9 protein-coding genes and 1 pseudogene are annotated in these 12,043 nt (G+C 38.9%); 9 read left to right on the top strand and 1 reads right to left on the bottom strand.

The annotated features are described in order from the left end of the window. Window positions 1-131: 131 nt before the first annotated feature. The 9 genes and pseudogenes from yceD to A3GE_RS11990 form a co-directional block, all read left to right on the top strand. Window positions 132-656, top strand: coding sequence for a 23S rRNA accumulation protein YceD (gene yceD / locus A3GE_RS0101020; protein ID WP_018355424.1), 525 nt, complete (start codon window positions 132-134; stop codon window positions 654-656). A 22-nt stretch (window positions 657-678) separates the two neighbouring features. Continuing rightward, on the top strand, window positions 679-849 hold the full coding sequence (gene rpmF, locus A3GE_RS0101015) for a 50S ribosomal protein L32 (protein ID WP_005544470.1): 171 nt from the start codon (window positions 679-681) through the stop codon (window positions 847-849). A 21-nt stretch (window positions 850-870) separates the two neighbouring features. Further along, window positions 871-1,887, top strand: coding sequence for a phosphate acyltransferase PlsX (gene plsX / locus A3GE_RS0101010; RefSeq protein WP_018355423.1), 1,017 nt, complete (start codon window positions 871-873; stop codon window positions 1,885-1,887). An 18-nt stretch (window positions 1,888-1,905) separates the two neighbouring features. Continuing rightward, the gene (locus A3GE_RS0101005) at window positions 1,906-2,856 is read left to right on the top strand and encodes a beta-ketoacyl-ACP synthase III (RefSeq protein ID WP_018355422.1); all 951 of its coding nucleotides are present in this window, start codon (window positions 1,906-1,908) and stop codon (window positions 2,854-2,856) included. A 131-nt stretch (window positions 2,857-2,987) separates the two neighbouring features. Beyond that, window positions 2,988-3,926 (top strand): ACP S-malonyltransferase, encoded by a 939-nt coding sequence (fabD, locus tag A3GE_RS0101000; RefSeq protein WP_018355421.1) that lies wholly within the window; start codon window positions 2,988-2,990, stop codon window positions 3,924-3,926. Between the two features lie 12 nt (window positions 3,927-3,938). Then, complete coding sequence (fabG, locus tag A3GE_RS0100995; RefSeq protein ID WP_018355420.1) at window positions 3,939-4,667, top strand: 3-oxoacyl-ACP reductase FabG; 729 nt, start codon at window positions 3,939-3,941, stop codon at window positions 4,665-4,667. A 260-nt stretch (window positions 4,668-4,927) separates the two neighbouring features. Continuing rightward, window positions 4,928-5,158 carry an acyl carrier protein gene (gene acpP, locus A3GE_RS0100990; RefSeq protein WP_005544465.1) on the top strand — a complete coding sequence of 77 codons (231 nt, stop codon included), beginning with the start codon at window positions 4,928-4,930 and terminating at the stop codon, window positions 5,156-5,158. Window positions 5,159-5,374: 216 nt separating this feature from the next. Next, window positions 5,375-7,045: an anaerobic C4-dicarboxylate transporter gene (locus A3GE_RS0100985; protein ID WP_018355419.1), complete on the top strand. Its 1,671-nt coding sequence runs from the start codon at window positions 5,375-5,377 to the stop codon at window positions 7,043-7,045. Window positions 7,046-7,289: 244 nt separating this feature from the next. Continuing rightward, a pseudogene (locus A3GE_RS11990) lies at window positions 7,290-7,475 on the top strand (hypothetical protein); the annotation flags it as partial. A 90-nt stretch (window positions 7,476-7,565) separates the two neighbouring features. Here A3GE_RS11990 and A3GE_RS10905 read toward each other — a convergent pair. Then, on the bottom strand, window positions 7,566-11,834 hold the full coding sequence (locus A3GE_RS10905; protein ID WP_160171485.1) for a hemagglutinin repeat-containing protein: 4,269 nt from the start codon (window positions 11,832-11,834) through the stop codon (window positions 7,566-7,568). Between the last annotated feature and the right edge of the window lie 209 nt (window positions 11,835-12,043).

Raw genomic sequence — 12,043 nt, 5'->3', positions numbered from 1 at the left:
CAATTTTGGAGTGATGAAAAAAGGGAATTTTTGTAAAAGTTAATTTTATCTGAAATTTGCGTATCTTTATTGCGTAAAAAGTGTGATTTCCCTTTGACTATTTTCTTTACAACGGGTAATATTCACGCCCTATGCAAAAGGTAAAACTACCCCTCACCGTTGATCCGGTTAAAGGCGCACAACAGCGAATTGATTATGAAGGTTGTTATACGATTAATCAGTTAGTGCGGTTAGCTGAATCTGTGGTAAATGTGCTTAGCGATGCACAGGTAACATTATCGTTTTATATTGATCCGCAAAAATTAGTAGTGATGAAAGGGAAAGCACAGGTTGATGTTGAATTAGAATGTCAGCGTTGTGGTGAACCATTTAAACATACATTGGAATGTGATTTTATTTATAGTCCGGTGGCTAATTGGGATCAGGCTGATGTATTGCCAGAAATTTATGAACCGATTGAATTTAATGAATTCGGTGAAATAGATTTACTTGGTGTAGTGGAAGATGAGTTAATTTTAACCCTGCCACTTGTACCAAAGCATTCATCTGAACACTGTGAAGTGTACGCGCAGGAACAGGTTTTTGGCGAATTGCCGGAAGAATTGGCAAAAAAACCGAACCCGTTCGCTGTATTAGCTAATTTAAAACAAAAGTAAATTAAATTTAGGAGTATAGCCAATGGCTGTTCAACAAAATAAAAAATCTCGTTCACGTCGTGATATGCGTCGTTCACACGATGCATTGACTACTGCTGCAGTATCAGTGGATAAAGCAAGTGGTGAAACTCACTTACGCCATCACGTAACCGCAGACGGTTACTATCGTGGTCGTAAAGTGATTAATAAGTAATTTTTACTTATAGGTATTCACTTGAATCGTCTAACCTTAGCGTTAGATGTGATGGGCGGGGACATTGGTCCCCGTATTACTATCCCCGCATCGCTTTTAGCGTTGGAAAATGATCCAATGCTCTCCTTAATCTTATTTGGTGATAGCCAACAAATTTCCCCTTTTTTTGAAAATATCCCAAAACCCTGTTTAAACCGTATTCGAATTCATCATTGCACACGAACGATTGATAATAATCAGGGGATTTCTTATGCACTTCGTCGTAGTAAAAATACCTCGATGCGTTTAGCCCTTGAGTCGGTTCAGCACGGTGTTGCGCAAGGTTGTGTCAGTGCCGGTAATACCGGGGCATTGATGGGATTATCGAAGATTTTATTACAACCTCTTAAAGGAATTGCCAGACCTGCTTTGGTTTCTATGATACCGACCGTTGACGGTGAAAAATCGGTGATGTTGGATCTCGGTGCGAACCTTGAATGTAGTGCGGAAAATCTTTATCAATTTGCTATAATGGGGAGCATTTTTGCCGAACATCGACTTAATTTAGTTTATCCCAGAATCGGATTATTGAATATTGGCGTGGAAGAAATTAAAGGGCATCAATTTATTCGTGATGCTGCCAATTTATTAGAAAAATCGACCGCACTTAATTATATCGGGTTTGTTGAAGGTGATTTATTATTAAACGGTAAAGCTGATGTGATCGTCAGTGACGGTTTTTCCGGCAATGTTGCTTTAAAAACCTTAGAAGGTGCGGCAAAAAATGTTTTATCTTTATTCAAAGGGCAGTCTAAACATTACTGTTTAAAACCTGTTTTTTGGGGAGTGCGTTATTTGTTTAAAACAAGCTATCAACGCTTAAAACATATTAATCCTGATGAATATAATGGCGCGTCGCTTATTGGATTGAATGCGGTGGTGGTAAAAAGCCATGGCAGTGCAAATGTGAATGCTTTTGCTCATGCTATTGCCGATGCCGCTTTTCAAGCCCGTCAGAAATTTCCTGAAAAAATTTTGGCAGGTCTAGCCCGTTATTAATGACTTAACTTATTGATTATGAATAGCAGAATTTTATCTACCGGTAGTTATTTACCAAGCCAAATCCGCACCAATGCGGATCTTGAAAAAATGGTTGACACCTCAGACGAATGGATTGTGACTCGTTCGGGGATTCGTGAACGTCGTATTGCCACAGCGGATGAAACTGTTGCAACAATGGGATTTGAGGCAGCGAGAAATGCCATTAAAAGTGCTGAACTTAATCCTCAAAATATCGATCTTATTATTGTTGCAACCACAAGTAGTTTTTATGCTTACCCAAGTGCAGCTTGTCAAATCCAAGGGATGCTGGAGATTGATGATGCTATTTCTTTCGATTTGGCCGCTGCTTGTACCGGTTTTGTTTATGCTTTAAGTGTTGCCGATCAATTTATCCGAACAGGTAAAGTAAAAAAAGCTTTAGTAATTGGTTCTGATCTTAACTCTCGCAAATTAGATGAAACGGATCGCAGCACCGTTGTGTTATTTGGTGATGGTGCTGGTGCGGTCATTTTAGAAGAAAGTGAACAAGAAGGGATTATTTCAACGCATTTACACGCTTCTGTAGATAAACATAATGCGTTGGTTTTACCACAACCCGAGCGTGGTGTTGAAAAATCCGGTTATATTGAAATGCAAGGCAACGAAACTTTCAAACTTGCAGTGCGTGAACTTTCTAATGTAGTGGAAGAAACCTTAGCGGCAAATAATCTCGATAAAAAAGATTTAGATTGGCTTGTGCCACATCAAGCAAATTTACGCATTATCAGTGCAACGGCGAAAAAACTAGAAATGGATATGTCTCAAGTAGTCGTTACCTTGGATAAATATGCGAATAATAGTGCGGCAACCGTGCCGGTGGCATTGGATGAAGCGGTGCGTGATGGGCGTATCCAGCGTGGGCAACTGTTATTATTAGAAGCCTTCGGCGGTGGTTGGACTTGGGGTTCTGCATTGGTGCGTTTCTGATAATTCTGTTAGAATCAACGTGGAATTATTGGAAAGTGCGGTTAAATTTGACCGCACTTTTTAATATATGCAGTCAAGGACGCTGATTTTTATCAAAGAAATATTTCAATTTAGAATAAATAGGAAAAAGGATGAAAAAATTTGCAATGGTCTTCCCTGGACAAGGTTCTCAGAGTGTCGGTATGCTTGCGGAGCTTGCCACTGAATACCCGATTATTATTGAAACCTTCAATCAAGCCTCTGATGTACTTGGCTATGACTTATGGAAACTTGTTCAACAAGGTCCTGCCGAAGAACTTAATAAAACCTGGCAAACCCAGCCGGCGCTTTTAGCCGCATCTGTTGCTATCTATCGTGTTTGGCAAGAAAAATATCCTCATCTGAGAGCAGACGTGATGGCGGGGCATAGTTTAGGTGAATATTCAGCTTTAGTTTGTTCTGGGGCGTTAGACTTTCAAGATGCGATTAAATTAGTGGAATTACGAGGCAAATTAATGCAACAAGCAGTACCTGAAGGGACTGGTGCAATGTATGCGATCATTGGTTTGGATAATGAGGCTATTATCAATGCTTGTAAGCAAGCTGAGGAAGGCGAAGTGGTTGCAGCAGTGAACTTCAACTCACCGGGACAAGTCGTGATTGCCGGTGCAAAAGCGGCAGTCGAGCGTGCCGCAGCATTGTGTAAAGAAGCAGGGGCAAAACGTGCGTTACCATTAGCGGTGAGTGTTCCATCACATTGTGCATTGATGAAACCGGCTGCGGATAAATTATCTGTTACCTTGGAAACGATCGAGGTGAATGAACCAAAAATTGCAGTAATTAATAACGTTGATGTCGCAACAGAATCAGAAGATACTACTATTCGTGCGGCCCTTATTCGTCAACTTTATAGCCCGGTACGTTGGACGGAAACCGTAGAAAAAATGGCGCAAGATGGGGTACAGGTTTTGGTTGAAATTGGTCCGGGCAAAGTATTGAACGGTTTAACAAAACGTATAGTGAGTGATTTACAAGCAATATCGGTAAATGATCTTACCCAACTCAGTACCATTGAAGAATTTTTAGCGTAAAAAGGAGAAAAGATGCAAAATAAAATTGCTTTAGTAACAGGCGCGACACGTGGAATTGGTCGTGCGATTGCAGAAGAATTGGCCTCAAAAGGCGCATTTGTTATCGGTACGGCGACTTCAGAAAAAGGCGCAGAGGCGATTTCCGCATATTTAGGTGAAAAAGGCAGAGGTTTAGTCTTAAATGTAACAGATAAAGCCTCTATTGAAGTTGCACTAGAACAAATCAAAAATGATTTTGGTGATGTTGATATTTTAGTAAACAATGCCGGTATTACGCGTGATAATTTACTCATGCGTATGAAAGATGATGAATGGTTTGATATTATGCAAACCAATTTAAGCTCGGTATATCATCTTTCTAAAGCGATGTTACGTTCTATGATGAAAAAGCGTTTCGGGCGCATCATCAATATTGGTTCAGTGGTGGGATCAACAGGTAATCCTGGACAGAGTAATTATTGTGCAGCGAAAGCGGGTGTGATTGGTTTCTCGAAGGCATTAGCAAAAGAAGTCGCGTCTCGCGGTATTACCGTTAATGTGGTCGCACCGGGTTTTATCGCAACAGATATGACGGATGTATTAACGGACGAACAAAAAGCGGGGATTCTTTCTAATGTACCTGCTGGCCATTTAGGTGAAGCAAAAGATATTGCAAAAGCAGTTGCTTTTTTAGCTTCGGGTGATGCTTCTTATATTACGGGTACTACATTGCACGTAAATGGTGGCTTATATATGAGCTAATTCCTTGATGGGAATAGCTATTTTTTGTTAGGCGATTTCTCCTTATAAAATCATAGCCAAAGATTTTAGATAATGTTAAAATCAGCCTCGCAATATAATTTGGTTATACCTTAAATGTATAAAAGGTATATCGTTATTTTTCTCTGTATGTATTTTGATTGCGCTTTTGTGGTGCGACCACTTGTGAAAAGCTTGCAAGAATATTAAAAATTCATACACTAACCGCTCAGTAATGAGTTATAACAACATAGGAAAAACAAATGAGCATTGAAGAACGCGTAAAAAAAATCATCGTTGAACAATTAGGTGTCAAAGAGGAAGATGTGAAACCTGAAGCTTCTTTCGTTGAAGATTTAGGTGCGGATTCTTTAGATACAGTTGAATTAGTTATGGCTTTAGAAGAAGAGTTCGATATTGAAATTCCGGATGAAGAAGCTGAAAAAATCACAACTGTTCAATCTGCGATTGACTACGTTCAAAATAATCAATAATTTCAAGTTGGGCGACCTTTTTTAGGTCGCCTAATTTTTTATCTAAAATTTCTTTCAAACAAACCGCACTTTCATTTTTCAATTGATTTATTTCATTAATACTTTCTTAATTGATATAGAACAATAAGTTATCGAATACTACTTAATTAGTGTTAATTATTTGTGTTAGTATTTACCAAATTTTTTAGCCCGTATTTTAAATTTATTGGAGTATCTATGGATTTTCTAACTAACTTAGGTGAAGGTTCTCAATTTGTTATTCAACTCGCTATTGTACTAATCTGTTTGTTTTATGGTGCAAGAAAGGGCGGTATCGCATTGGGGATGTTAGGTGGTGTAGGGTTAATTGTGTTGGTATTCGGTTTTGGTATTGAGCCGGGTAAACCAGCAATTGATGTTATGTTAACAATTCTTGCGGTAGTGGTTACCTCAGCAACATTACAAGCAAGTGGTGGCTTAGATGTAATGTTACAAATTGCGGAGAAAATGCTACGTAAAAATCCAAAATATATCAGTATTCTTGCCCCGTTTGTGACTTGTTTTTTAACGATTCTTTGTGGTACCGGACATGTGGTTTATACCATGCTACCAATTATTTATGATATTGCGATTAAAAATGGTATTCGTCCTGAACGCCCGATGGCTGCGAGCTCTATTGCCTCTCAAATGGGGATTATTGCCTCACCGGTTTCTGTTGCGGTTGTCACATTAACTGCGTTTTTGGTTAATACCAAAACACCACTAGCAGGCTTTGATGGTTATTTAGATTTATTAAAAATTACTGTTCCGTCTACGCTTTGTGGAGTATTGGCGATTGGTATTTTTAGCTGGTTTCGTGGTAAAGATTTGGATAAAGATGCTGAATTTCAAGCAAAACTACAAGATCCTAGTTTCAAAGAATATGTTTATGGCGATAGTGCCTCATTACTTGATAAAAAATTGCCACAATCCAGTTGGAATGCGATGTGGATTTTCTTTAGTGCAATTTTAGTTGTTGCGTTACTAGGTTATTTTAAAGAATTACGCCCCGCATTTGAGAAATCAGTACCGGCACAAGTTCTTGAAGTTGTTTCCTACGGTAAAACAGTAAAAAGCTTTAATGTAAAAGAAGGTCAAATTATTGCTACCACAAAAGATGGCGTTGTGGCCTTTGATGTGAAAGATAATAAAGCAAAAAGTAAAACCACTTATAGTCGTGTTGAAGTTTATAATGAGAAAGGAGAACTCGCTCAAATTATATCTGTACAAGACAACAGCTCAGTTGTTATCCATACAGGTGATAAAGCCGAAACGATTGATAATGCCACAATTGTTTTAAAAGATAGCATGAATAAAAAGGTTAACATCAGTATGGTTCATGTAATTCAAATTTTTATGCTATTAGCCGGCGCACTAATTGTTATCTTTACCAAAACAGAGCCAAATAAAATCAGTAAAAATGAAATTTTTCGTTCCGGTATGATTGCGTTAGTCGCGGTGTTTGGTATCTCTTGGATGGCTGAGACTATGTTTACTGTCCATACGCCAATGATGAAAGCAACACTGGGTGATGTTGTAAAAGCATATCCTTGGACCTATGCAGTAATGCTGTTATTAATTTCTAAGTTTGTAAACTCTCAAGCTGCGGCATTAGTGGCGTTTGTTCCACTCGCATTAGGTATTGGCGTTGATCCTGCAATTATTCTTGCCTTTGCTTCGGCATGTTATGGTTATTATATTTTACCGACTTACCCAAGTGATTTGGCTGCGATTCAATTCGACCGTTCCGGCACAACCCGTATTGGTAAATTTGTGATTAATCATAGCTTTATTTTACCGGGTTTAATCGGAGTAATTACTTCCAGTATCTTTGGTTATATTTTCACAGGTTTATTCGGTTATTTATAATTGTATTGCTTAAATTAACTATTACTTAAATTAACTATTACTTAAATTAACTATTACTTAAATTAACTATTACTTAAATTAACAAAGGCTATTCGAAAGAATAGCCTTTTTGTTTCTAAAGTGCGGTTAAAAAATCGATTATTTTTCACATGACCTATTGGCAAGCAATAGAAAACTGGGAGAAATTGCCGATAGATGAACTGGCAGACTTCAAGAAAAGTAGCTTTGAAAATCCAAAGATTTTCTACAAGCTGATTTAGATAAGTGGTGAATGTATTATAACTGTCATCGACCCCATCAAGGAAAAATGTGCTGAGGAAGAAGACCTATGGTAACACTGCTTAATGGAAAACGGATTTGGGCGGAAAAGAATTTAGGCTCAAATGAACCTGATAGGCACTGTAATTTTAAACGAGAATTGTTAGATTGAGTTTGATCTTCTACAGCTTGCAAAAAATTTACCGAAACACACTGCTTTGAAAGCAGTGTGTTTCGGCAAGGTCATTTATTTAACGTCTGACTATCTGCGGAAATATCCACGTTTCATCATATTGAGAAGCTGTTCTTTCTTTTTGGTGGTTAAAACAACGTTAGTTTTCACCACCTTGTTTTTGACTACTTGAGGTTTCTCCGGATTAATCCCGCCTTGTTTTACCGTTTCGGTTTTGGTGGAATCTACTTTCACATTCACATCGGATTTTACCCCTGCAATTGTGCCGTTATCCCAATCTTTCTTCGCACTTTCTGCCCATTTATCCGCAGGGTATGGGGTAAATTTACCGCTACCATTCGCAGAAAGGTGTACGCTAGTTTCGTTCACCTTATCTGTAACAGGGCGGGTAGTGACGTTACCTTTAAGGTTATTGATGACATTTTCTGCATTGATACTGCTACCGTTAAAGTGAGCATTATTTCCAGAAAGGGTAGCATTTTGCGAATTTAAATCGGTTGTAGTATGAGTTTCATTACGTACTACATCTACATTGAGTTTGCCTGAACCGCTCGCCGGTGTCCATTTATCATCGCTAATCCCGCCGTTTAGTGATAAACCGACATCGACCCCAGTTTTGTTCACGTTATTTTTCGCCGCATTTAAGCTCACATCACCTTTGCCACCATTGAGGTTAAGGTCGGTACTGTTTGAACTTACACCGATTAAATTCACACCATTATTAGCTTGAATGTTCACGTTTTGACCGTTGAGCGACACACCTTGATGGGTGGTACTATTTTCGTGTTGGACGTTCACATTGCCGTTAATGCCAAGGCTAGAGGTATTTGCACCGACACTCACTCCACCACCCACGCTTACGTTGAGATCCTGTACTTGGCTTTTACCTGGCTGTACGTTGACGGTTTCACCAGTGATCGATACATTATTGCCTGCCACAACATTTGTGCCCTGTAAATTCACACCCTCTTTACCATGAATACCCACATTGTTGCCACCTTGAACATTATGCGAGACAGCATCTGTACGGTTGCCTTTATGCCCATTAGCCGTGAAATTTACATCGACAGACGGTACTGCTGCACCTGCTGCTGGAACGACAATCGCACCAACACCAACATTAAGGGTAAAACCCCCTCCTTTATGGCTGCTGGTATTTTGCGATTGGGTAAAGTTTGCTTGATCAGAATTGATATTCACATTGTGTGTTGCCGAAATATCCCCCTGGCTGTTTAATGTCCCAGTGGTGATATTAACATTCTCCCCCTGTACATTTGCTTTATGAGCCGTCGTTGAATTGCTCTGATCTTTTTGGAAGTGAATTCCTGCATTTACCCCAACATTTGCACTTGCAAAATCTTTTGTACTGGCACTAACCCCAATAGTAACCCCCGCATTTAATTTATCATTCTGCTTGGTGTTTTGAGCCGATTGAATATTGTGCGACTGTGAGTTGAGATTAACATTACTACCGCCTTGATATTGTGTCCCAACATCAATTAAGTGGTTGGCATTCACATTTACATCATTACCTGCCGTTACAGTTGTACTTTGTGCATTTGTCGCAGAACTTTGCTCACGTCCACCAGAAGCACCCAATACAAGACTGCCACTCACAACTTTGTTTTTATCAAGGGATGTCGTTAAGGTTAAGCCAACATCAACATTTTTCTTATTGCTGTTTTCTGTATTGTTTTCCGATTTATGACTCACATTTTGTGCGTTTTCAGCTATATTCTGCCCGGCATTAAGCTGTGAACCGCTATGGTTAATAGCTTGATTTGCATTTATATTCAGATTATTAGCAGCGGATAATTGACTGCCTTGTGCGGAAGTTGTTGAACTATTGGCTTGTGAATGTTGGATTCCTAATGAGAGTTTATTTGTAATACCGCTTTCGGTTACGGTTACCGTATTAGTAATCCCTACATCCGTATTTTTCTTCGTAGAAGTCGCAGAATTATGCTGTGCCTGCGTATTGACATTGTTTGCGTTGATATTCAAATCGGTCTTTGTTGCAGACACTTTACTCCCCGCTATATTTACATTATTAGCGGTTAAATTGGTTTCACCACCGCTCACTGACGATGCAGTATGCGTACCTTCCATCAATGATTTATTATGTTTATAAAAACCAAGAGTGGCGCTAGCTTCGCCTTTAAACTTCAAATTGTCTTTGACATTACTCACTAAATTTTTAGCGAACTCATCACGTTTAACCTTACCCTCAATCACATTGACAAGAAGATCAACGGAAGATTTTACAACGCCTTCTTTATCCAGCAATAATGTAGGTTTTTCCACTTTAGTGGTAAACCCAATACCCGATTGGGTATGATTTTGGGATAAATAGTCTCGGCTGCCTTGAATATTAATATCGCCACCGGCAACAATATCAAGCACGCCACCTGCTTGTACGCGGCTACCAATAATATCTACATTTTTATCTGTAACTAATTTCAAATTGGACTGAGAATGTAAAGCTGAACCCTGTTGGGTAGAAACAACCTTATAGCCCTTAGTACGCTCTTTCGTAATATTGAAAATTGTCCCTATACGACCTTGTTCTTGATAAGAGCTGAAATTTTCTACAGAATCTAATCGTAGGCTACCTTCATTTGCTTTAACTAACGCCTCTTTACCTGAAATGACCCGGCTACCTGAAATATTCACTCCTTTCTTAGCATCAGCTAAAATTGTCCCTTGTACAGTAAAATCCGCTCCGTGCTGCTCTCTATCATTACGGGTAGAAACCAAGGTTTTTGAGCCTGCTAAACCTCCCCAGTATTTTTCTTTATCATCAACATTATGACTATTTTTAACTTCCTCTGACTTGAATTGAAGTTCGCCATTATTTGCAACAACCACATCACCATCAATACGTCCGATTGTTCCTGCAAACTGAATATCTGCCCCACTTGAAATAATTAAATTGTCTTTCACATTCAATTCGCTTGCCACATAATTCTGAGTAGCTGCAGATTGTGAACTTCTACCGGTCTTACGTTTAGACGAAATATTTTTAAAGGTTGAAGAATCAGCATAGTAACTCTGTTCTGTTACCCCTTGGAACGTAACCCCTTTTTCACCGTGTAAAACAAGATTTTGAGCATTAATCTTGGACGCATCACCTGTTAATTTTCCATCTGTGGCAATGAGTTTAAGATTATCCGATACAATTTTTGTGCTATGAGCCTTTTCAGTCGTACCAAATGAACTTTCGGATATTTTTGCATTTCCTTTTGCACGATCTTCAGATGATATAGTTCTTTCTTTCGTTTTTACCGTGCCTAAATGAGTTTTACCACCGACTAATACTACATCTTTAGCTTGAATATCTGCCCCCTCTAATGTCAAGTGATTAGACGCAACCACAGTCGCAGAATCCGCTTTCACATAGGTTTTATCAAACTGTTGAGTGTCTTTACGTAATTTACCTTTACCAACAAGTCGATCCTTATCACTAATATTTTTAGAGGAAGAAGTAGTATTGTTAACCATCTTCCCATTTAATTTCACATTACCGCCGGTTACTGTCACTTGCTTCGCGGTTAAGTTGCTACCAGTAACCTCTAAACTAGCACGATCGTCTGTTGAATGGATACGAATACGACCCGCTTGAATACTACCTGCGACTGTACCGTCTAATACTTTTTCTTGCTGTGGTAATACACTAACGGTTAATTCTCCGTTATCCGCCCGCTCAATTTTATTATGACCCTGTAAAATATTCACATTACCATCTGATTGGAGATTGCCTGACACATTGACTGTTGGAGCAATTAAATCCACATTGGTTGCTCCTGACATCGTACCTTTTGTCGTTAAACCCTGTTCACCATCTATGCTATAACCGGTCAATTTACCACTTTCGACAGTTGCTTTACCCACCACTAATGATGCTCTCGGTGTATTGATAAAACCACCGCCATCCACACTAATCCCGTTCGGGTTAGCTAACACATAGTCAGCTTTTTGCCCCGCAATTTCCTGTTTTCCCGCAATATAGGATGGATTATGACTGACCACTTCATTTAAGATAACCGTAGCCGCTTGTGTGCGTAAATTAGGGTTTTTACCTACCTCTCCGGCAAGCTGAGTTTGGCTGGTTTGTAATCCGTTGTTGAGTACAGCCCCCGCTTTATCAACATTAAATTTATTATATTGGTTATGGGATAAGCCTGATTGACTTGGTGTAGCAATATTCACTATTTCTACACCTTTTTGACGAGTGACTTGTGTATTGCTGTTTGAGGTTTGAATATCCGCATAGCTAAATTGTGTTACATAGCACAATGATAAGCTGATTGTGATTTTAGAAAGAGAAAATTTTTGCATAGATAGAGATCCAGAATGAAAAAGAATAAAAGTTAAGTTGGCAAGCATTCCTGTTTACCCCTCTTTTGCCAACAATTTGTTTTACTCATTTCTTGATAAAAACTAACACATCGTTTGGCGTACAGGATATTCTAAGCATCAATTATTAAATATCCGATGATTTTTTTTTTTAATATGTAAATTTGTGACCTGTATCACAATTTTTTACC

The sequence above is a fragment of the Rodentibacter pneumotropicus DSM 21403 genome (assembly GCF_000379905.1).
GTDB classification, from domain to species: Bacteria; Pseudomonadota; Gammaproteobacteria; order Enterobacterales; family Pasteurellaceae; genus Rodentibacter; species Rodentibacter pneumotropicus.
The sequence above is the reverse complement of the archived record's forward strand: the minus strand, read 5'-3'. Positions and strand labels throughout refer to the sequence as shown.

Coding starts and splice junctions, on each gene's coding strand:
- A3GE_RS10905 (WP_160171485.1), bottom strand. CDS start 11,834: ATGCAAAAATTTTCTCTTTCTAAAATCACAATCAGCTTATCATTGTGC.
- acpP (WP_005544465.1), top strand. CDS start 4,928: ATGAGCATTGAAGAACGCGTAAAAAAAATCATCGTTGAACAATTAGGT.
- rpmF (WP_005544470.1), top strand. CDS start 679: ATGGCTGTTCAACAAAATAAAAAATCTCGTTCACGTCGTGATATGCGT.
- A3GE_RS0101005 (WP_018355422.1), top strand. CDS start 1,906: ATGAATAGCAGAATTTTATCTACCGGTAGTTATTTACCAAGCCAAATC.
- fabG (WP_018355420.1), top strand. CDS start 3,939: ATGCAAAATAAAATTGCTTTAGTAACAGGCGCGACACGTGGAATTGGT.
- fabD (WP_018355421.1), top strand. CDS start 2,988: ATGAAAAAATTTGCAATGGTCTTCCCTGGACAAGGTTCTCAGAGTGTC.
- A3GE_RS0100985 (WP_018355419.1), top strand. CDS start 5,375: ATGGATTTTCTAACTAACTTAGGTGAAGGTTCTCAATTTGTTATTCAA.
- yceD (WP_018355424.1), top strand. CDS start 132: ATGCAAAAGGTAAAACTACCCCTCACCGTTGATCCGGTTAAAGGCGCA.